This is a genomic window from Paenibacillus sp. FSL R10-2199 (assembly GCF_038000235.1).
GTDB lineage: Bacteria > Bacillota > Bacilli > Paenibacillales > Paenibacillaceae > Paenibacillus_AQ > Paenibacillus_AQ phytohabitans.
This window is the reverse complement of record NZ_JBBOBO010000002.1, coordinates 1,203,384-1,225,750: the sequence shown is the minus strand read 5'-3', so window position 1 is coordinate 1,225,750 and position 22,367 is coordinate 1,203,384. Positions and strand designations below refer to the sequence as shown.

The window sequence follows — 22,367 nt, the reverse complement described above, 5'->3', positions numbered from 1 at the left end:
TCCGGGAGGCTGCACGTCCCTCGAGCGGATGCTAAAGGGGGTTTAGTGAAGTTAAGCACCGGGTAATAGTTGCCACAATCATTTCTGGTTTCTATTCCCGCTTCACTTAACAGGAGGTTATGAATATGTCCGGTACATCGGTCCTCTTCCGTACATTTCTGCTGCGCGGAACTTTGGTCCTGCTGATGGGCCTGCTGTCAGCCTGCACCTCTTCTGAACAAGATACTATGCAAGGGCAGCTGACAGGAGAGAATCCGCGTCTTGACGCACAGCCTGCCGGCACTGCTCTTCCATCTTCGATGACTACGATGACCGAAACGCCGGTGACAAGAACACCGGGAGCGTCTGCGAGTGCAGGAACGGGTGCGCCGGTTGGCGCAGCATCACCTGGTGCTTCTGGAAGCACACAGGCACCGGAAGTAACGGCTGCCGCGCCGAAGCCGCCAGTTTCGTCAGCCTTCCCTTATACCGCGCATACGCTGGCAGACGGATTGAATGTGCCTTGGGAGATGGCGTTCGCTCCGGACGGGCGGATCTTTTTCACCGAACGGCCGGGCAGCCTGCGGGTCATAGAGAATGGCAAGCTTCGTGAGGCCCCGCTGCTGGAGCTTGAAGCCCCCTTTATCAGTAAGGGAGAGGGCGGGTTGCTGGGACTTGCGCTTGATCGGGAGTTTGAGAGCAACGGATTGGCGTATGTATATCATTCTTACCGCAATGCGGAGGGCGGAGTGGCAAACCGGGTCCTGCGGATTAAGATTGGCAGCAGCAAAGCGGAGATCAAGCAGGTTCTGCTGGATAATATACCAGGGGACACCAATCATAACGGCGGACGGGTCAAGCTGGGACCGGACGGCTACTTGTACATCACCACAGGTGAACGCTATGAGCCTGAGCTCGCGCAGGATAAGACCAGTCTGGGCGGAAAAATACTGCGGATTACCACCAGCGGCGGCATCCCTGAAGATAACCCGTGGCCGGGGTCTCCGGTCTATAGCATGGGCCACCGCAATCCGCAGGGTCTGGCCTGGCAGCCGGAGAGCGGAGTCTTATACAGCTCGGAGCATGGCCAGTCGAGCCATGATGAGATCAATCGTATTCAGGCCGGGACCAATTACGGCTGGCCGCTGATTGAAGGCGATGAGACCGGAGCCGCTAAGCTGAAGCTGAAGGCTCCGCTGGCACACAGCGGTGAGGTGACCTGGGCGCCGTCGGGCATGACCTTTATTACGCAGGGGCCGTGGAGCGGCGAACTGTTGGTTGCCGGTCTGGCGGGGCAGCAGCTGCTGCGGGTATCTTTGTCTCCTTCGGGCGGCAAGCCTAAGATTACGGCTTTATTCAAAGAGAAGTATGGCCGAATCCGCAATGTGGCGGAAGGGCCTGACGGCACCCTGTATATTATGACCAATAACCGGGATGGCAGAGGCAACCCGCGCGCACAGGATGATAAGCTGCTTGCGCTGCGGCCGAATTGGAAATAAGGGCTGTTAGCTGAATTTTCCGTGTACTTCCTCCGGCACTTTACCAGGCTATGCTAATGGAGAAGGGATTTCTCGGCCATCCGCCGCTGATGCGGACTGAGAAGCCGTTATTTCCGGATAATAGCCCGGTTTCTGTCCGTTGCGGACTCAGATGACCTTAATGGCTCAGTTTTACCGTGTTCGGGTCTATAATATTCCGAATAAGGGCTTCTGAGTCCGGATAAACGTCAAAAGTAACCTTTTCCGCAAAATAGCGTCATCTGAGTCCGTTTCACTCTATAACTCTGTAACTATGTAACTATGTAACTATGTAACAAACAAAGGCTGTCCTCCTTGCAGATCACCTGCACAGAGGACAGCCTTTCCAGTTATGGGACTGCAGCGTGCAAACTCCGGCTACAGCCAGCCCGCAAGCAACCGATCAGTACCTGCGGGCTGCCATCATACCGTGCACCAGTTGCAGACGATATTCTATACCGTCAGGTCTGCGAGCTTACGAGACTACGCAGTGCAAGCGGCTTACCCGGGGTGGCCGGTTCAGCGGGTCCGTTACGCGATCGGCGTTCCGTTCGGAACCTGCTGCTCCGGAGCCAGCAGGATCACATCGCCTTCCTCCGGCACGCCGCCGAGGACGAGCACTTCCGAGAGGAAGCCGGCAATCCGTCTGGGCGGGAAGTTGACGACAGCGGCTATCTGCCGGCCGATCAGCTCTTCCGGAGTGTAACGTTTGGTGATCTGCGCACTGGAGGCCTTAATGCCGAGTTCACCGAAATCGATCTGCAGCTTAATCGCCGGTTTGCGTGCTTCAGGAAAAGGCTCAGCGGACAGAATGGTTCCAATGCGTATATCCAGCTTCAAGAAATCTTCAATAGTAGCCATGTACTCGCCCCCTGTAATTGATAAGTTGCTTCTAACGGGAATAAACTTCTTGAGAAGTTATTCCATGCCCAGGGGCTATTTTAACCCTCAGAAATGATGTAACATTATCATAAAACATATACTCTGAAAAGGCTACGCCATGCCCCGGCCTGGCTGGCCCGCAAGAGAGGGGAAGATGTCCATGAAGGGAAAGACCGTGCTTGTCACCGGTGCGAATTCCGGCATGGGACTGGCTACGACAGTGGAAATGGCCCGCAGAGGAGCCCATGTAATCATGGCCTGCCGCAGCCGCAAACGCGGGGAGGAAGCTCTTGCGGAAGCAGTGCGCCAGAGCGGCTCTGATCAAATCCGGCTGATGCTGTGCGATCTGGGATCGTTCGCAAGCATTCGCGCTTTTGCAGAGGAATTCACGGCCGGCTATCCGGTGCTTGATGTTCTGATCAATAATGCTGGCGTAGTCGCCATCAGACGTGAGCTTACTTCAGACGGCTACGAGCAGGATTTGGGCGTGAATCATCTGGGTCATTTTCTGCTCACCATGTTGGTATTGGATAATCTGAAGCATGCTGAACAGGGCAGGATTGTGGTGGTGGCTTCAGGTGCTTACAAGATTGGCAAGCTGCATCTGGAGGATCATACGCTGTCACGCGGCTTCAACCCGGCTAAGGCTTACGCCCGTTCCAAACTGGCCAACATCCTGTTTACCCGCGAGCTGGCTGCACGCCTGAAGGGTACCAGGGTTACTGCGAACTGTGTGCATCCGGGAGCGGTGGGGACGAGCATCGGAGTGAACCGGGAGACAGGCTTTGGGCGCTCGCTGCTGAAGCTGCTGTCCTACTTCTTCCTGACGCCTGAGAAAGGTGCGGACACGGCCATTTATCTGGCGGCTGCGCCGGAGCTGAGCGAAGTTAGCGGGCAGTATTATTACCGCCGCGAGATCAAGGAATTATCGCCAAGGGCGAAGAATACAGAAGAAGCCGCACGGCTGTGGAAGTGGAGTCTGGAACAGACAGGGCTGAACTAGCCTAAGCTGCTTGAAAAAGCTGAAATCCTGCCTTTTGTACAACAACTTTGGATTTGAGCCGTAGGATGAGGGAAATGTTGTTCACATATCACATACAACTTTTAGGAGGAATAACAGATGGATTGGCAAGTGAACAGCATAGAGGATGCAGCAATTGAGGATTTGGGAGCGATTGTGGAGATTTATAACACGACGGTTGCCGGAAGAATGGTAACAGCGGATCTTACGCCGGTAGCCGTGGAGGATAGAGTGAAGTGGTTCCATGAGCATAACAGCCATCACCGTCCGCTCTGGGTTCTGCGGCTTGGCGGCGAAATTGCGGCTTGGTTCAGCTTCCAGTCATTCTACGGGCGTCCGGCCTATAATGGAACGGCAGAGATCAGCGTCTATGTAAGTGAAAAATTCCGCGGCAGCGGCGCCGGAAGTATCCTGCTGACCAAGGCGCTTGAGGAATGTCCGCGTCTTGGTCTGCAGAACCTGGTCGGCTTTGTGTTTGGCCATAATGAGCCAAGTCTTGCGCTGCTGCGGAAGTTTGGTTTCGGACAATGGGGCCTGCTGCCGGGTGTCGCCGTGCTGGACGGCATTCCGCGTGACCTTGTTATCGTAGGCCGCAAGCTGTAAATTTATATAAGGCTTTCGCAGAAACAGTGTGTGAAACTTATTGCGGAGGAGCAGCTGAAGCAGACCGGCATTCCTCTTCCGTAATCCAGTCTTCCGACCATACCTGCAAATCACGGATGACGGATTCCAGGGCCCGGCCCTTGTCAGTTAACGAATACTGGATTCTTACAGGTGTTTCGGGAAAAACCTCGCGCAGGACGATACCCTCCTGCTCCAGTTCCTTCAGCCGCTCGGACAAAAGCCTGCCGCTGACCGGCAGCGAAGCTTCAATGGCGCCGAAGCGCTGGGGACCTTGCAGAAGCTGATAGATGATTAAGCCCGTCCAACGTCTGCCGATAATATCCATGCTTTTTTGTAACCTTGGACATAACTCTGTGGATTTCATTAGGCTCACCTCTTACTGTACATTATAAACGAAAAGACCTATAACTAAAACAAATTTGAACTATTTGCACTACTTGAAAGGATGATTCCCTTGGCTAAAAAGAAGAAGATAACTCCGGCTCCGCGCCCTGCTGCGGCCGATGCTCCGGCAACACTCAAAGACCTGCTCAGCCGCGAGGTGCTGGACAAGCTGAAGGCGCAGTCCGATGCGCTCAAAGCCGAAGAGCAAGGCAAGAAAGACGCCGCCCTCAAGGATGCGGAGGACAAACGCAAGGCAGAGCAGAAACGTCTGGAGAATGATTTCGGCCACCTGCTGGAGAACAGCAATCAGGACTGGTCGAAATTCAAATAAAACAAACTTTACCAGATTCAGGGTTGACAATCTGCAGCAGCGCCATATATTATTGGGTTTATCATTTAGAGAAGGGAGGCCGATGGGCCATGATTGGAACAAATGGTTTGAGAACGCCGCACAGTCACATTACAACCGCATATGAACAATCTGATCTCATCGCCTTCGTCCGGAAGACATAATACGCAGCGTGCTTATTATGTCACAACTGCATACGGGTGTCCCGGCTTGAATTCGAAGCTGCACCCAGCGCTCCGGGAGCCGCATGATCAGAACTGATCTGCGGCTCTTTTTGCGTACCACAAAACTGGAAATTATCTTACCAACCTGAGAGGAAATGAAAACATTTATGAATAGCATGAAGCAGCAAGCGGGGGAGATATCCCGCTACAAACATGAGGTAGCCCTTCCGGGCGGCGACCTCAAAGTATATGCAAGTGAGCAATTGTTTGGCTCACTTGATTATAAGGTCCTGGAAATGGCTAACAACAATCTGCAGATTCCAAATATTGAATATATGAGCTACACTCCTGATGTACATGTAGGCGTCGGAACGTGTATCGGGACTACCGCGGTCTGGGATGCCGCGTCAGGTTATGTATCGCCGTCCATTGTAGGCAGCGATATCGGCTGCGGCATGCGTGTACATCTGACCAATCTGCATATGGATGATCTGCGTGAAGTGAAGCTGCGCCGGAAGCTGGTCCGTGCAATTGAGAAGTATCTGCCCATGGAGGCTCAGCAGCGCGGCCATTACAGCGATATCCGGCTGGAGAATATCGTGCGCAAGGGACTGCACGGCCTGCCCAGCAAATATGTTCCGGACAGCTACACTCCGAAGAAATCAAGCGCACTGTCCCATGTGGAGATCAGCAAGCTTGCCTTCGATGACGAGATTCTGAACGAGCTGCCGGATATGGCCTGGCACCGGGGTCACCGCCAGCTCGGCACCCTTGGCGGCGGCAACCATTTCGTTGAGATCCAGGCGATTGAAATCGCCGAGGAGCAGCGGGAGGTGGCTGAAGCGTGGGGCCTGAGAGACGGGCAGATTGCCGTGATGATCCACTCCGGCTCCCGGGCCTGGGGAGGCATGGTCAATCAGTTCTGTACCCCGGCCTTCGCCAAGGTCATGGGCCAGCTTGGACTGGGCAGCGCTGACCCGCGCCTGATCTATGCGCCCCTGTCACATCCGCAGGCTCAGCGCTATGTTAATCTGATGTACTCGGCGCTGAACTATGCGGTGGTGAACCGCCATCTGATCGCTTATGGTGTACGTGAGGGCTTCCGTGACGTCTTCGGCACGAAATGCGAGCTGCGCACCCTCTACGATCTGATGCACAATTATGCGTGGGAAGAGGAGACCTCCTCAGGCACCAAGTTTGTTCACCGCAAAGGGGCGACACGCGCCCTGCCTGCAGACCATGCGGATAATCCGCGGGCTTACGCGGCGACGGGGCATCCGGCGCTGATCCCCGGCTCGATGGGCACCGCTTCCTACATCATGGTCGGCCAGCCCGGAGGAGAAGAGAATTATTATTCGATCTGCCATGGTGCCGGACGCATCCGCTCGCGCTCGGCAACGAAGCGTCTGGTGTCTGTCCATGAATTCTCCCGGTCGATGAAGGTGGGGACGGCAGACGAGATTGTAGTGAATCAGCATTCCCTGGAATCTATCATTGACGAATCTCCCCAGGCCTATAAGAATGTAGATGAGATTATAGAAAGCGTTACGGGCGCCGGCCTGGCTGCTGTTGTAGCCAAATGCAAGCCGCTCGCAGCGATAAAGGGGACGAAATAGGATGGAGCAGGAGATTAAGAAACCTACTGTGATCTACGAATACGATGAAGACAGAGCCGGAATCATCAAAGGTTATGATGTGTACGCACGCCTGGTTGACGGTATACTTGAAGCGCTCTACAGCCGCTACGGCGTACGTTATGAGCTGTATGCGAGCGATGATCCCAACAGTGAATACTGGAAGCTGCTGGAGAACGATGTGCAGAGCGGGAATGCCGGGGTGGAGCATGTGGCGCGGATTTTTGACCGCCTGGAGGACCGGACGTTTGTGTATGACGATGATAAAGAGCAGCCGGAGTACAATATCCATCTCTCGATCCGCAATAATGTGCTGGCGTATCCTGCCATGGGCATTGCTCTGGCGCGGGTGCCTGTGTTCCAGGAGAACGGCATCAACTTCCAGGACTATGTGTTCGCGGCATCTGACGCGCAGCTGCAATTCTTCCTGGCCAATGTGCGTACCCGGCAGCGGGAGCAGAACATCAATAAGGTGACGGTGTTCACTGACCGGCGTAACGGAATCTTCCGTGAGGATGAACCCATCACCCGCTCTGTCGGGCGTGAGGAGGTCGTGCTGGACGCGGGGATCAAGAAAGAAATCTACCGTTCGCTCGACCAGTTTTTTGATTCGGACCGCAGCTTCTACGTCACTTACGATATCCCGTACAAGCGGGGCATTCTGCTCTACGGGCATCCGGGCAACGGCAAGACTACGCTCGTCAAATCGATCGCCGGAAGTGTACCGGGACCTGTGATCTACTGGCAGATTACCGAATATACGAGCAGCGAGTCAGTGAATGAGGTGTTCGAGGCTGCGGCCCGGCTGGCGCCGATGGTACTGGTGATTGAGGACATCGATTCCATGCCGCAGGAGGTCCGGTCCTTTTTCCTGAACACGCTGGACGGGGCTACTTCGAAGGAAGGCATCTTCCTGATCGGCACCACCAATTATCCGGAGAAAATCGACCCGGGCCTCATGAACCGCGCCGGACGCTTCGACCGGGCTTATGAGATCAAGATGCCAAATGAGGCGCTGCGCCTCGAATATCTGCAGCTGCGCGGGTTCTCCGCCTTCGCAGGTGAAGAGGGTACGGCCACCGCTGCGCGCCTGACAGGAGATTTCTCCCTGACCCAGCTTGGCGAGCTGTATGTCAGTGCGGCACTGGAATGGCATGAGAATGGCACGGCTGATGTCGAGTCGCTGGTGCGCGGCATGCGCGGCGAACTGGACAAAGGTCGCAAGCGTGAATGGATGAAGGATGCTTCGTCCAGTATCGGATTTTATTAAGTAAGAGAGAAGCGACTGTAAAGGGAAGATTTGGGGAGCCGTGAGGCTCCCTTTTTGCGTGGGGATGCAGATAAATCTGCTATAGTAAGATGGATGATTCCTGAAATTTCTGGCTGGAAGCTGTAACTTTTGGCATTCTCATACGTGGATGGATTAAGGGGGGAGGAGATGGAGCCGAATACGCTGGATGATCTATATGAGAATTATGTGGCGGACATCTACCGCTATCTGCGCTCCCTCTGCCATGACCACCATGCGGCCGAAGATTTGATGCAGGAGACCTTTTACCGGGCGTATCTGTATCTGGAGGATTGCCGGGAAGAGCGGATTAAGCCGTGGCTGTTCCGCGTGGCTTACAATGCCTTCGTGGATTACAAGCGCAAGGAAAAGCGGAGTGTGTCCAAGGATGACGGGTTTTTCAGCGGGCTGCCCCATCCCGAGACCACGGAGGGGACTTTGCTGCGTCAGGAACGCTGGGAAGAGACAGCACTGGCACTCAGCCGTCTGCCGGAGGGGCAGCGCCATGCGCTGCTGCTGCATGATTATCATGGGCTGACCTACAAGGAAGCTGCTGGCATCATGAACGTAGGTTTGTCCCAATACAAGATATTGGTATTCCGCGCCAGGCAGAAGCTGCGTCAAGCGGACCGGAGGAGGAATGAGCATGAGTGAGGAGTTCAAAGAACAGCTGAGGAAATATAGTGAGGGAACACTTCCGGAGGAAGAGCGGGAGGCGCTGGAGAGTGAACTTGCGAAGCTGGAGGCTTATCAGCTGTATCTGGAGGAGCAAATGGAGCGGGAAGAGCAGACCAGCGGACAGTGGACCAAGGCGGACCCGGAAGGAGGGGCAGCTACAGGGCTCAAGAAGGCGAAGAGGAAGGCGAAGCGAAGAGAGAAGTCCATTATCCGCCGCGGCAAATGGAAGGCGCGGCTCGTGAACACCCTTACTGTATTTGCGGCCTTCATTGTCTTCATGATCATCAGTAATATTATTACTATAGTATTCTACAGCACCGGGAACCGTGGTGAGACCTATAGTGATGTTGTATCCTCGGCGATTGCCGTGACCCGGCCCAACACAACCACATATCTTTCCAGCAATGCGAAATCGGTCTTCCGGATGAATCTGACCGGTAAACTGCTGAAGCAGGTAGGCGGGGAGAAGGTTCAGATGGGTAATTACAACCAGACCTTTCTCCTGGGGCTATCCTATCCCGGAGTGTTCAACTGGATGGATGACCGGAATGCGAGTAATTACATTTTCTACTATCCGTCAGCAGATGGTTCCGTCAGCAGCGGGGATAACAGCGATGAGTGGAACAAGCTGGATAAGCTTCCCGAGGGTACGGTTGCCGAAGCTTATCTGTCGTTCGACCACTTATACACCACGGAGGAGCTGCTCAAGGAGTTTGAGCCGCTGAATATCCTGCCTGTGTGGTTCGGAGCAGATACGGGTCCGTCTACCCACGATGAGGTGGTTACTTCTCCGCTGGGATTTCCCTATGATCCGATCTGGCATGACGATGATATGTTGAAATCAGAGGTCACCACCCAAAAAACAGGCTGGTTCAGCTCGGTCTCCTCCTACAGCAGCGTATCGCCTTCTGTTGAACCCTATGGGGATGGGGCACTGCGTGATGCCAACTTCATCAAAACGCTTAAGCTGCTGCAAAAGCATCGGTCACTGGCCAGGAAGGCAGCGCCGTTTATTGAACTGGATACTTCGCTCTCCTATCTTCAGGAGCACGGAGTTCAGATCTATGGAGCCGTTGCTACAGGGCCGGTCAAGGAACTGCTGAAGCTGCGCGAGGCTTCCTGGGTCAGCTATATACGGGTGGGTGAAGTCCGGCTCTGGAATTGGCGGGAATGATTTGATGAATACACCTGCTGCCAAAGTGGAGCTAACGACTACGAGAATAGGAGATTTCCCATGGAAAAGAAATTGCGTTCTTATCTGGTCCAAGAGAGTAAACTTCCGGTTAACTGGAATGAGATTGGCCCCCTAGGAGTAGATTATTATCTGTGGCTTCACAATGGATACCAGCCGAAGGTCGAGGTCAAGCTTTGTTTCACAGATGAGCGATTGCATATAAGATTTCAAGTCTATGAGGAGAACCCGCTCATTCGCTGCAATAGTCCCGGCGATCCCGTATATAAGGACAGCTGCGTCGAATTTTTTATCCAGCCGCTTCCCGATTCGGATGCCCGCTACCTGAATTTTGAACTGAATGCGGCAGGCGTCCTTCTGTTGCAGCTGGGTGAGGGAAGAGAGCAGCGGATTCCGCTTGCACAGGATTCAACTGAACTTTTTCAGATCAAGGGGGACCTCCATGTGAATGCTGGGCAAACAACCGGGGAGAACACCTGCTGGACACTGGAATTTTCGATTCCCTTTGCCTGGCTGCAGAGCCTGTTTCCTGACTTCACGGTAGCATCCGGGCAGATTCTGCGCGGTAACTTCTATAAATGCGGGGATGAGACGGATATGCCCCATTACGGATGCTGGAACCGGGTAGATTCAGCTTCGCCGAACTTTCATTTGAGCTCCTGCTTCGGTGAATTGAAGTTTCAATAGTAAAGCTTAATCGCAGCCGCTTGGCTATACCCTCATCTGATTACAGATGGGGGTTGTTTTTTTGTGGATTTATTGCAGAATGAGTCGAAAAAAGCGGGATTATGCAATTAATCTCTTGATCGGCTAAATATCCATGATCAGGGTTTTAGTATAATTATCTTTAAGAAGCTAATGTTTGCGCTGTAATGTGTTCATTCATCAATGACTCGTTTCCTGTCGTTTTTTCTTGAAGTCTGGGGTCATATGAAAGATACTTAAGTTTATTTACTGTAGTTTATGAGGCATGGCGGGCGAACTTTTTCGGCCTTACAGGGGGAGGTTGCGGGTATGGGAATCACCAGGTGGACCCTGCGTTCCAAATTCATTGTGATGTTGCTGCTCTTCGGTGTGCTTCCCATGCTTGTTATCGGTTGGGCCGGTTATGATGCCTCCAAGCGTTCGATTATTCATCAGGCTGTGGAGATCCAGTCCCGCTTACTGGAGCAGACGGTTGCCTCCGTGGACAGTGAGCTGTCCATGTACCAAATGCTTGCCGGATCGTTCGTGCAGGAGGACAATGTGCACCAAATGCTTGATCCGGAATCGTCGCCGGATGATCTGAAGCGGTATGTCAAGGAATGGGATATGTTCAACCAGTTGCTGAGCAAGCTGGTCTTCTCCAAATTTGAAGAGACGCCATCGATTGTGATTTACGGTTATAACCGTAAAGTGTTCACGAGCTGGGGGGGCGACGGCACCAGGCTGGCCGATTATCTGGACAGCAATGCGGAATTCAGGAAAGTGCTGAAGGCCGGCAGCGCCGGGCGGTTTGTATGGGCCGCTCCGCATTCCGTATTCGATTTGTCAAGTGCGGCCGAGCCGATGTTCTCCTATGTGGCCGGATATACGGATGCAGATAACGGTACAGAGTGGGGCAAAATATTAATCTCGGGTTCCTTAACCGCCCTGGTAGAGGATCTGGCTTCCAATAACCGGTTTATCATCGCGAAGCCGGAGGGTTCACTGGTGTACTCAGCTCCGGGCACCGCCGTGCCTGAAGCCATTCTTGGGGAAGCGGCTGCAACCTCTTACAGCAAGGGCGCTGCTGTGCTGAACCGGGGAGAGAGCATGAACAAGTCACTTTATATATCCGCGAAGCTGCTGAACGATTGGGTTGTCGTCAAGGAGATTCCCTACCGCAGTCTACTGTCAGAGCTTGGGGAGGTCCGCAATATCATGCTGCTGGTCATCGGACTCTGTGTACTACTGTCTATTCTGCTTGGGCATTTGTTCACCGGCCGGATGCTGCGGCCGATTAAGCAGATGGTCCGGGTCATGAGAAGGATTGGGTCAGGGGAGTGGGCGCACCTTCCGCTGATCCGCACTGATCCGGAGCTTGACCTGCTTCAGCGTTCATTTCTGAGCATGACCTCCGATTTGAAGGAGCTGCAGGAACGCATGGAGGTGGAGCAGCAGCAGAAGCTGGAGCTGGAGTTGGAATCGCTGCTGGCGCAAATTCAGCCGCATATGATCAAGAATACGCTGGCAGTGGTCAGCGGGCTGGCACTGCGCGCCCAGACGGAGCAGATCCGCGAGGTCGTCCATGCGCTGGGGTATTTTCTATCCTCCAAGATCTACCCGGAGAATCCGCTTGTCACCATTGAAGAAGATCTGGATGCGCTGCAGCACTACCTGACCATTATGCGGATTCGCTACCCGGACCGGATTCATGTCCTGATTGATGTGCCGGATGCGCTGCTTGGACAGCATATTCCCCGTTTTACTTTGCAGCCTCTGGTGGAGAATAGTATCTATCACGGAATGAAGAACGATGAAGCCATTCATATCTGGATTCAGGCTTATGATATATCCGCCACCTTCACCATTTCCGTAGCCGACAACGGGGCAGGCACAGCCAAGCAGCCGTTTGAAGCTGGCGCAGAAGGGGAGGATACGCAGCGGGTGACCGCATACTCCGGCATTGGGTTATCCAATATCCGGCAACGTATTGCCCTGTATTTCGGCGGAGCCGGGACCCTGCGTTTCGAGAGCCGCCCGGGAGCCGGGGCACAGGTGGAGATCACACTGCCCAAGCGGCAATAAGCAGAAGAACTCTACATAAGGAGGGGCAACATGACCATTCGAACGATGCTGGTGGAGGATGAGTGGCTGATCCGGGAGGCACTGCTGAAGACCATCCCCTGGGAGCGGTACGGCTTTGAAATTGCAGGTGAGGCGGGCAATGGAAGTGAAGCGCTCGACATGTTTATCCGGCTGCAGCCGGATGTGGTGATTACAGATATTCGCATGCCGGGCATGGACGGGCTGGAGCTGATTGCCTGTATCCGCGAGATATCGCCGACGGTGCAGATTTGTATCTTAAGCAGTCATACTGACTTTCAGCTCGCCCGGCAGGGCATCCGATACGGCGTATTCGAATATTTGGACAAGCTGAATCTGTCATCCGGCGAGATCGAACACTGTCTGGAAAGGTTGTATATGACCTTTCAGGGGCAACCCCGCGAGCGTGGCGTTTCCACGCTTCCGGGAGAGCCGCAGCTGGAAGTGCGGAGTCTTGAGCTGCAATCTCCCTCTGCCTGGCTGAAGCAGTTCAGGATACATGTGCGGGAGTGTGCAGGCTGGAGATGGGTCATTATGCTGATCAACCGGGAGATGTGGGAGCAGACGGATATTCATGCCTGGCTGGAGGAATTCCCGTATCCGGAGGTCATTAAGGAGCGGCGATTGTTCGTGGATGCGGAGCAGCGGCTGCATCTTATTATGGAGGACGAGATCGAAGTGCCGCGCCTGCTGCTGGAACGTTATGAAGATACCGGCATCCTGATCAGCTCCAGGGTGGCTGGACCGGAGGAGTGGGAGAAGGCTTACCGTGAAGCTGAAGAATTGCAGGCAGATTTGTTCTATACGGGCTGGAACCATGCGGTGGAGTATGAACACAAGCGTATCTATCAAGTCTCTGGTCCGGCGCTGACGGGCGATCAGGAGGATAAGCTGATAGCTTTGCTTGCGGTCGGCAATGCCAATGCGATCCTGGAGTGCCTGGATGAGCTGCTGCTGGATGCGCAGCGGCGCAGCGTTCATCCGAAGCGGTTGATCCAGGCGCTTACGATGCTGTTGACGCGGAATATCCCCGGTAAATATCTTCAGCGCGAGCATACCGCCGTGTGGGGGGAAGCCATCGGCCGCATTCATTCCTGTACAACCGCCGGTGAATTCATGGAGCGTATGTCATCTGCTCTGAGGACGGTGATGCAGGACAAGGACCGTCCGGTAACCATGGATGTGGAAGCTGCACTCCGCTATGCGCAGGAGCATTATGCAGAGAAGCTGACGCTTGGCCGCCTGGCCGGTGCGGCGCACCTGAATCCGAATTATTTCGCCACGTTATTCAAGGAGCAGACAGGCGAGACGCCAATGGCCTTCGTGGCCCGTCTGCGTGTAGAGAAGGCCAAGGAGCTGCTCAAGCGCCGCGAGGGGAGTGTCCAGGAGATTGCGGAGCAGGTAGGTCTGCATAATCTAAGCCACTTCTCGCGGGTATTCAAAAAAATGACCGGACAGACTCCCTCCGAATATCGCGGATAATCTGTATTATAGAATACAAAACTGAATATCGGACTAGTCAAGGGATAACATCCCTTTTTTTGTGCGATCATGTCACATCAATGTTATGAAAACGTACATGAAAGTTACTGAAAGCGCAAACACAACTTTATTATTATGAAGGAATCAACAATTGTACTGAGTTGTGTGCAAAGACAACCGCCTTAAACTGCTTTATATTTACATCAAGTGAGGAACACTTACACAATCGACCTTGGAGGGGAATACATGAAAAATTGGATGAAGCCTTTGATTGGAATTTCGGCAAGTGCGGTACTTCTGGCAGGCTGCGGCCCGGACACAACAGATCAGGCAGCGAAGGGGACCCCGGCTTCGGAGCAAGAGGTGGCCATTAAGTTCATGCTGTGGAATGATAGCGCCTCAGAGCGGATGTATGATGAACTGGCCCAGGCGTTCGAAGCGAAGAACCCGGGTCTCACCGTTGATTTCACCAAAAGCGATGCCAATACCTACAGTGAACGGTTGACGGTAACATTGACAGGCGGCGGAGAAGTTGACGCTTTTGCCTTTAAAAGTCTGGACGAGTACTACAAGCTGGCCTCGTCGGGACGCGCATTGGCGCTCGATGATTATGCGGCTGCCAACAGCGCCGGGCTGGCGGGCGTGGAGTCTTCCTTGGACAACCTCAAGATTAACGATAAGCTGTATGGCTTGCCTTTCCGCTCAGACGGCTGGGCGCTCTACTATAATAAGAATCTTTTTGATCAGGCAGGGGTTGCCTATCCGGGTGATGATCTGACCTGGGAACAATATTTAGAACTGGCTAAGCAGATGACCAGCGGAAGCGGACAGGACAAGATTTACGGCTCCTTCATGCCAGATTGGGCGCAGACTTGGTATTCATACGGACAGCAGCTTGGCGCCTCGCTCTACAGTGAGGATCTAACGCCTTATATTGAAGGGCTCAAGCTGCGTAAAGAACTATCGGACAGCGGCGCACAGCCTTCCATAGCCGAGAACAAGGCCACCAATGCGCATTACAGAACGGCCTTCCTGACCGGTAAATATGCAATGGTTGTGACGGGAACCTGGTTCCCGGGGATGCTGGAGCAGGATAAGAAGGACAGCAAGCTGAACTTCGATTGGGGAATGACCTATGTCCCGCATCCGCCGGGAGTACAGAAGGGCACCACAATGACCGCGGTGGTTGTCCATGCCGTTAGCTCGGATTCCAAACATCCGGAGGAGGCCAAGAAGTGGATCGGCTTCATCTCCAGTGAAGAGGGACAGCAGATTGTGGCTAAATACCAGACGCCGGCTTCCGCAGCCGACAGTGTCAAGGACCAGTACAAAGCAGCCTTTACCAATGATGCGGTGAATCTGGATGCCATCTTCAATATTACGTCTGTTCCAGAACGGGAATTGCGCAAAGGGATTACCCAAATGAATACGATTGTTACAGAAGAAGGGGAATTGGCGCTCCTGGGCGAGTCCACACCAGAGAAGGCGATTGAGAACATTAAGAAGAGAAGAGACCAGGAGATTCAATAGATCAAGAACGGGGAAGTGATGACATGTCTTCTTTGAATAAAAGCGTACCGGCTGCGCAAGAAGCCGGCCTGGCAAAAGGCAGGGAACCGTCCTTGTGGCAGCGGATGATGCATCCGCAAGCGAGAACAGCCTATCTTTTCCTCCTGCCTAATCTGCTGGGTTTCCTGTTGTTCATTGCCGTTCCGAGCGTGATGGCGCTCGGGCTCGGCTTCACGGAATGGGACGGCTATAATCCGGTGAAATGGACCGGACTGAGCAATTATGTCCGGCTGGTGCAGGACGAGAACTTCCGGATTGCTCTCCAGAATACCCTGCTCTACACCTTCGGCTCTTGTCTGCTCGTTATCATTGCCTCCCTGTCCCTGGCCTTGCTTGTTAACCAGAAAATGAAAGGGATGTCGCTCTACAGAGCAGCCTTCTTCTTTCCTCATATCGCATCATTTATCGCGGTGGCAGTGGTCTGGCAGGCCATCTTCAATCCGACGCTCGGGCCGCTGAATATGTTCCTTGGCAAGTTCATGGATCATCCGCCCGGGTGGCTGATCAGCTCAGACTGGGCTCTGTTCAGCATCATCCTTGTCTCCGCCTGGAAGATGGCCGGCTACTATATGCTGCTGTTCCTGGCCGGCTTGCAGGGAATTTCCAAAGAGTTATACGAAGCTGCCAACATCGACGGAGCCAATATACTGCAGCGCTTCCGCAACATCACGCTGCCGATGCTGTCTCCGGTCACTTTCTTTGTCATCATCACCTGCATTATTAATCTGTTCAAGTCCTTTGATCTGGTATATGTCATGACCGGCGGCGGGCCGGGCCGTTCCACGAAGCTGCTCGTCTATGACATCTTCGTCCAGTCGTTCCGCAATTCCGCATTTGGTTACGCTTCGGCCGAAGCCATCGTGCTGTTCCTGATCGTTCTGGCGATTACTTACGTTCAATTCAAGGGGGAGAAACGATGGGTCAACTACTAGGCCGTGCCGTGCCAAAATCACTGTCGCATCTGTTCATGATCCTGATCTCGCTGATCATGATCGTGCCCTTCTTGTGGATGCTCTCCACCTCCTTCAAGCTGCAGGAGGAAGTATTCCAGTATCCGATCCAGTGGATTCCGCAGGTATTTCACTTCGAGAATTATACCGAGGTCTGGACCAGTATTCCCTTTCCGCTATACTATTTCAACTCACTGAAGGTTTCTGTTCTGGTTACTTTGGGCCAGCTTATTACTTGCTCTCTGGCTGGATATGCCTTCGCCAGACTGGACTTCCCCGGGAAAAACCGGCTGTTTATCATGTATTTCGCGGCCTTCATGATCCCTTATCAGGTCATTATGATCCCGCAGTATTTTGTGATCAAGAAGCTGGGCCTGGTGGACAGCCACTGGGCATTGATTCTGCTGGAAATCTTCAGCCCCTACGGCGTGTTCCTGATACGGCAGTTCCTCTCCGGCATCTCGAAGGAGCTTTCGGAAGCGGCCCGGATCGACGGCTGCAACGAATTCGGCATCTTCGCCCGGATTATCCTGCCGCTGGCCAAGCCGGCGCTGGCGACACTTGGCATCTTCGCCTTCTCCTGGGTGTGGAATGACTTTCAGGCTCCGCTTATTTATCTTACCAGCGACAGCCTCAAGACCTTGCCGCTTGGCCTCGCAAGTCTGAACGGGGAGTTCACCTCGCAGACCCAGCTGGTTATGGCAGGCACCGTATTGTCGCTTATTCCGGTAGTCACCGTCTTTTTGTTCTTCCAGCGGTACTTTATCTCGGGCATTACAGCCGGTTCTGTGAAAGGATGATACCTGTGAAGGAAATAATTGCACCGGGCGTGAAGTGGCGAGAGGCCATCGACTTCGCCGTGCTCAAAACAAAACGCAATCTGACCCGCCATAACCTGCAATTCCCGCATATCTCCAATGACAAGCGTTATGAATGGGGAGAGAACGACGACTGGATCGAAGGCTTCTGGACCGGGATGGTCTGGTTATGCTACGAGTACAGCGGGGACGAATATCTGCGCTTGCAGGCCGAAGCCCAGATGAACAGCTTTGACCGCAGGCTTCAGGCCAAGCACGCTCTGGAACACCATGACATCGGTTTTCTGTATGGCTTGTCTGCAATGGCGGGCTGGATTGTCCAAGAGGACGAGCGGCACAGGGCGCTGGCGCTGCGCGCCGCCGACCATCTGCTGGGCCGCTGGCGGGAGGCTGCCGGGCTCATCCAGGCCTGGGGACCGGAGGGTGATCCGGAGAATGGCGGGCGTATTATCATCGACTGTCTGATGAATCTTCCCTTGCTGTATTGGGCCTCCGGGACAACTGGCGATCCCCGCTATGCAGAGATTGCCGCCCGGCACGCGAAGCTGTCGCGGAAGTTCCTTGTGCGGGGAGACGACTCGTCCTATCACACCTTTTATTTTGACGGAAGTGGAAATTCGCTCAGAGGGGGGACGCATCAGGGCTACCGCGACGGCTCTACCTGGACACGCGGACAGGCGTGGGGGATCTATGGATTTGCTTTATCTTACCGCTATACGGGAGACATGGATTTCCTGGAGACATCGAAACGCCTTGCCGTCTATTTCATCGAGCGGATACCGGCGGATGGGATTGTCTATTGGGATTTCGATGTTCCTGTGAACAGCTCTACCAGCCGGGACAGCTCTGCTTCCGCCATTGCCGCTTGCGGCATGCTTGAACTGCTTGAGCATCTGGCGCCCGCCGATCCGCTCCGTCCGCGTCTGGAGGCTGCGGTCATGCTGACCATGACGGCCTTGGCGGAGTCCTCGCTGGGCATGGCTGAGGAAGACGAAGGCCTCATCGACCATGGCTCTTATCATGTCAGGGGCGACTATGGGCTGGATGGTTATATGATCTGGGGCGACTATTATTATCTGGAAGCCCTTCTGCGTCTGGAGAAGCAGATTCCCGGATATTGGTATGAGCGGGAACAGGCCTGAAAACTATGAATCATGGAGGGGTAGCCATGCAATTGTTCACTAGGCCATTCGTCAAGCCGTTTTTGGTCCGTCTGATCCTAATGGTAACTGTCCTGTCTCTCATCCTTCCCGCTGCGGCATTGCCGCCGGCGGAAGCGGCGGGTACCGTATATGTCAATGTGAACTATGATGAGAGCGGAAATACCAAGAATACGAAGCTCTATAACGGCTCTACCTACAGCGGCTCGGCCGGGGGAGGCTGGGGCATCTATAATTCTGCGCTGGAAACAGATTATGTGACTATAGCAAACTCTCCCCAGCGTGAGGATTACAGTCTCAAAATCGTCTCCAATACCAAAAATGTAAATACAGGCAGGAACAATCTGGGCGGAACGGCGACCGGCAATACCGGCATCGCCGGGAAGCTGGTGCTGGAAGCCTCGGTTTATATGAACAGCACAACCCACCGCCGGGAGATTCAGTTCAGAAGCTTGAATGCCCCTTCTCCCGCTACACTCACTACCAATATAGCCGCCCTTACCTTCAACGCCGCAGGAGAAGTCCGGGGTGCCGGCAATCAGCTCCTGGCCCGCTACGAGAAGAATTCATGGTACAAATTGAAAATGTTTGTGGACAGTACGGCCCGCACCGTCTCCTATTTCATGAATGACCAGTATTTAGGGGAAGCTTCGCTGCCTTCCGGCTGGCTGAATATCAGACATATCTACCTCAATCAGTACTTTCAGAGCGGCCAGCAGGGGGAATGGCTGGTCGACGATCTGAAGCTTGCGGATTACGTGCCGCTTACGGGAATCAGCACTTCAGTGGGAACACTTGAGCTGGCGGAGAGTACCAGCGCCAATATTGCGGTTGAGGTATTGCCGCAGAATGCTTCCGACCAGCGCTTGCTCTGGACCACGGCTGATCCTTCTGTAGCCACAGTTACTTATGGCACCGTCCACGCACTCAGCGAAGGCAGCACTACAGTGATGGTAAGTACTTATGAGGGCGATTATTCGCTCGCCGTCCCGTTAACGGTAACCAAGCCCGTGCTGCCGCAAGGCATCTCGCTTCCGAATGAAGTCAACTTGACGGTAACAGGCCAACAAACCTTGAAGCCGGGGTTCCAGCCCGCAAATACAACGAATCAGGCTGTGACCTGGAGCTCTGCCGATCCTGCCGTTGCAACTGTAGATGCCAGCGGAGAAATCACCGGCAGGTCGGTGGGGTCTGCGGAGATTACAGCAGTGTCACAAGCTGATCCGGCAGTCTCCGCAGCCGTCACCGTTGTTGTTACTCCATATATCCCTGTTACCGCCGTTACCATTACCTATTCGCCCCCGCAGCTCTCCAAATACGACAGCTTGCAGCTTATCGCGGATATAGAACCGGCGGATGCGACAGACTCACAGCTAACCTGGGTCTCCAATCGCCCGGATATCGTACGTGTGGCTGCGGATGGCACATTGCAGGGGATTTCCGTCGGTACGGCTACGGTGTCTGCAAGTGCAGTGAACGGAGTGGCGGACTCGGTTACCCTCGTGGTCGTAGCCGCCCAGCCGGATAATCCCCAGGAATACGACGAGATCAGGCTGCGCTGGAAGGAGACGCTGACCGGTAAAGATTCTTTGGATGTAAATGATCCGGCGGTCCAAGCCATTCTTCAGGCCAATGCAGCTGCTGCTCAGGGGTATTGGGAGAGCATGCAGCTCATACCCGGCGGAACAACACTCTGGACGGATCTGCCTGCTTCCACCAGCGACTCCGCTTTTGTAAACAGCCATTATACCCGTTTGAAGACAATGGCCTTAGCTTATCAGACCCAAGGCACCCCGCTTTACCATAATTCCGGTCTGAAGGATGATCTGCTGCAGGCCATGGACTGGATGCTGGATGAATTATATACAGATTCGGGCAGCGAATTCGGCAACTGGTGGAACTGGGATATCGGTGTTCCCAACCGGCTGGCTGATATTCTGATCCTGATGTATGACGAGCTGACGCCAGAGCAAATCCTGCGGAATACGGCAAGCATCGATCATTATATCGGAGATATCACCGCCCCTTCTTTTACACAGACAGGTGCCAACCGCTCCGACATTATGCTGATTCAGATCCGTATGGGACTTGTCGAACATAGCTATGACCGGCTGATTCAGGCCAGGGACGGGATGAGCGAGCTGTTTCAATACACGGCGGCAGGCGACGGGTTCTATGAGGACGGCTCGTATGTGCAACACAGCACGATAGCCTACACGGGAAGTTACGGGGAGGTTCTGATCCAGGGGATGGGGAACCTGCTGTTCCTGCTGAACGGTAGCACCTGGGAGCCTGTGGTTCCCGGGGTGAACAATGTCTACAGGTGGATCGGCGAAGGTTTTGCTCCTATCCTATACAAAGGCCAGGCTATTGATATGACGAGAGGCCGCGCGATTGTGAGACCGGCTGCAGATGCCTATTATTCCGGCAGAAACATTCTGGCCGGCATCGCCCGAGTAGCGCAGACCTCGCCCCCGGAGCTTTCGCTGAGATTAAAGGGCCTGGTTAAGTATCATATCGGGTATCAGCTGAGCCAGGGCGCATCCTACTATCAATTCCCGCTGGATCTGGCGGATACGATCCGGCAGTGGGTGGATGATCCTGCGGTTGTTCCTGCCGCCGATATTCAGGCGCACTACGAGTTGAACGGCATGGCCCGCAGTGTGCACCGGGGTGAGGACTTTCTGTTCGGAGTCAGCAAAAGCTCAAAGCGTATTGCGACCTATGAGCTGACGAACGGAGAAAATCCCAAGGGCTGGTACACCGGCGATGGAATGACCTATCTCTACAACCGCGATCTGTCCCAGTATACAGGCAGCTTCTGGGCCACGGTGAACTGGAACCGGCTGCCGGGCACAACGGTTGTCTCCCGTCCAAGGAATGCCGGCGATTATCAATACGGTGACGGCGAGACGGCGCCGCTTAACTCCTGGGCGGGCGGAACAACACTGGATACTTTTGGGGCAACCGGCATGAATCTGATTCAGAACGGCACGCAGATGCAGGCGCGGAAATCCTGGTTTGCTTTTGACAATGAGATTGTTGCGCTGGGTGCAGGGATTACAAGCACGGATAATCTTCCGGTAGAGACTGTCATTGAGCAGCGGAAGCTGAAGGAAGATAACTCCAATAGCTTCGTGCTGGATGGTGACACCTTGAATGGGAACATTCCGGGTCAGGAGATAGAGAACCCGTCATGGGCTTATCTCGAAGGGAATGCGGCAGATTCAAATATTGGTTATGTTTTTCCGGATAATTCATCGATCAAGCTCACCAGACAGGTTCAAGAGGGAAGATGGTCCGACATCAATCTCAGCAATCCGCCTTCCTCCACAACGCCAACCGGACTGCTGCAGAATTACTTTCTGACGATGTGGATGGATCATGGGAGTAATCCTGTTGACAGCCGGTATGAATATATGATTTTGCCGAATGCCAGCAGGCAGGCCACGGAAGCCTATGCCGATTCGCCGGATGTCACTATTCTCGCCAATTCACCAGCGGTCCAAGCTGTGCGGGAGAACACGCTTAACGTGACCGGGTATAATTTCTGGACGGATGCTCTGACTTCAGCAGGAGGTGTGACCTCGAACAAGCCAGCCTCTGTCCTGATCAGGAACAATGCCGACGCTGGCACCACTAAGCTTGCCGTGTCCGATCCTACACTGGAGAACCAGGGGGTTATTGAGCTGGAGCTGGAGGCGGAGGCAGCAGGCATACTCAGCAAAGATGACCGGATCGAGGTCACGCAACTGTCGCCGAAGGTGAAGCTGAAGATCCATACGGCAGGCACACTCGGGCGAACGATGCTGATAACGCTGCAAACAGCATCCGCGAATAAGTAAACTAGCAACTCGATCAGGAGGCGGGCCGGTGGCTCGTCTCTTTG

General features: G+C 54.0%; 18 protein-coding genes. 16 read left to right on the top strand and 2 right to left on the bottom strand.

Features of this window, described 5'->3' with window-relative positions:
* Positions 1–125 precede the first annotated feature (125 nt).
* Positions 126–1,478 carry a PQQ-dependent sugar dehydrogenase gene (locus NYE33_RS33105; RefSeq protein ID WP_336102959.1) on the top strand — a complete coding sequence of 451 codons (1,353 nt, stop codon included), beginning with the start codon at positions 126–128 and terminating at the stop codon, positions 1,476–1,478.
* Positions 1,479–2,027: 549 nt separating this feature from the next.
* Here the strand turns inward: NYE33_RS33105 and csaA are convergent.
* Positions 2,028–2,357 carry a chaperone CsaA gene (gene csaA / locus NYE33_RS33100; protein ID WP_076242412.1) on the bottom strand — a complete coding sequence of 110 codons (330 nt, stop codon included), beginning with the start codon at positions 2,355–2,357 and terminating at the stop codon, positions 2,028–2,030.
* A gap of 181 nt (positions 2,358–2,538) precedes the next feature.
* Here csaA and NYE33_RS33095 point away from each other — a divergent pair, with 181 nt between their 5' ends.
* Positions 2,539–3,381, top strand: a complete 843-nt coding sequence (locus NYE33_RS33095; protein ID WP_341069528.1) for an SDR family oxidoreductase — start codon at positions 2,539–2,541, stop codon at positions 3,379–3,381.
* A 117-nt stretch (positions 3,382–3,498) separates the two neighbouring features.
* On the top strand, positions 3,499–4,002 hold the full coding sequence (locus NYE33_RS33090; protein ID WP_076242413.1) for a GNAT family N-acetyltransferase: 504 nt from the start codon (positions 3,499–3,501) through the stop codon (positions 4,000–4,002).
* 37 nt (positions 4,003–4,039) lie between these two features.
* On the opposite strand, the gene NYE33_RS33085 is transcribed toward NYE33_RS33090, so the two are convergent.
* The gene (locus tag NYE33_RS33085) at positions 4,040–4,387 is read right to left on the bottom strand and encodes a winged helix-turn-helix transcriptional regulator (RefSeq protein ID WP_039299846.1); all 348 of its coding nucleotides are present in this window, start codon (positions 4,385–4,387) and stop codon (positions 4,040–4,042) included.
* A gap of 90 nt (positions 4,388–4,477) precedes the next feature.
* Between NYE33_RS33085 and NYE33_RS33080 the strand changes: the two genes are divergently transcribed.
* From NYE33_RS33080 to NYE33_RS33020, 13 genes are all read left to right on the top strand, one after another.
* Positions 4,478–4,738, top strand: a complete 261-nt coding sequence (locus NYE33_RS33080; RefSeq protein ID WP_042134429.1) for a YqkE family protein — start codon at positions 4,478–4,480, stop codon at positions 4,736–4,738.
* A 349-nt stretch (positions 4,739–5,087) separates the two neighbouring features.
* A complete protein-coding gene (locus NYE33_RS33075) occupies positions 5,088–6,536 on the top strand; it encodes an RtcB family protein (RefSeq protein ID WP_042134431.1) in 1,449 nt (482 codons plus the stop codon).
* Between the two features lies 1 nt (position 6,537).
* Positions 6,538–7,824 (top strand): ATP-binding protein, encoded by a 1,287-nt coding sequence (locus NYE33_RS33070; RefSeq protein WP_042134433.1) that lies wholly within the window; start codon positions 6,538–6,540, stop codon positions 7,822–7,824.
* A 168-nt stretch (positions 7,825–7,992) separates the two neighbouring features.
* Positions 7,993–8,496: a sigma-70 family RNA polymerase sigma factor gene (locus NYE33_RS33065; protein ID WP_341069525.1), complete on the top strand. Its 504-nt coding sequence runs from the start codon at positions 7,993–7,995 to the stop codon at positions 8,494–8,496.
* Complete coding sequence (locus NYE33_RS33060; protein ID WP_341069523.1) at positions 8,489–9,694, top strand: anti-sigma factor; 1,206 nt, start codon at positions 8,489–8,491, stop codon at positions 9,692–9,694. The genes NYE33_RS33065 and NYE33_RS33060 overlap by 8 nt, the downstream gene beginning before the upstream one ends.
* Before the next feature lie 60 nt (positions 9,695–9,754).
* Entirely contained in the window at positions 9,755–10,399 is a 645-nt protein-coding gene (locus NYE33_RS33055; RefSeq protein WP_076242416.1) for a carbohydrate-binding family 9-like protein, read from the top strand.
* A gap of 327 nt (positions 10,400–10,726) precedes the next feature.
* Entirely contained in the window at positions 10,727–12,481 is a 1,755-nt protein-coding gene (locus tag NYE33_RS33050) for a sensor histidine kinase (protein ID WP_341069521.1), read from the top strand.
* A gap of 30 nt (positions 12,482–12,511) precedes the next feature.
* Complete coding sequence (locus NYE33_RS33045; protein ID WP_341069519.1) at positions 12,512–13,981, top strand: helix-turn-helix domain-containing protein; 1,470 nt, start codon at positions 12,512–12,514, stop codon at positions 13,979–13,981.
* Positions 13,982–14,227: 246 nt separating this feature from the next.
* Positions 14,228–15,511, top strand: coding sequence for an ABC transporter substrate-binding protein (locus tag NYE33_RS33040; protein ID WP_076242419.1), 1,284 nt, complete (start codon positions 14,228–14,230; stop codon positions 15,509–15,511).
* Between the two features lie 32 nt (positions 15,512–15,543).
* The gene (locus NYE33_RS33035; RefSeq protein WP_341069517.1) at positions 15,544–16,482 is read left to right on the top strand and encodes a carbohydrate ABC transporter permease; all 939 of its coding nucleotides are present in this window, start codon (positions 15,544–15,546) and stop codon (positions 16,480–16,482) included.
* Positions 16,467–17,300: a carbohydrate ABC transporter permease gene (locus tag NYE33_RS33030; RefSeq protein ID WP_341069515.1), complete on the top strand. Its 834-nt coding sequence runs from the start codon at positions 16,467–16,469 to the stop codon at positions 17,298–17,300. Before NYE33_RS33035 ends, NYE33_RS33030 begins: the two co-directional genes overlap by 16 nt.
* A gap of 5 nt (positions 17,301–17,305) precedes the next feature.
* Positions 17,306–18,460 carry a glycoside hydrolase family 88 protein gene (locus NYE33_RS33025; RefSeq protein WP_256703732.1) on the top strand — a complete coding sequence of 385 codons (1,155 nt, stop codon included), beginning with the start codon at positions 17,306–17,308 and terminating at the stop codon, positions 18,458–18,460.
* Between the two features lie 26 nt (positions 18,461–18,486).
* The gene (locus NYE33_RS33020) at positions 18,487–22,323 is read left to right on the top strand and encodes a polysaccharide lyase family 8 super-sandwich domain-containing protein (protein ID WP_341069513.1); all 3,837 of its coding nucleotides are present in this window, start codon (positions 18,487–18,489) and stop codon (positions 22,321–22,323) included.
* The last annotated feature ends 44 nt before the right edge of the window (positions 22,324–22,367 follow it).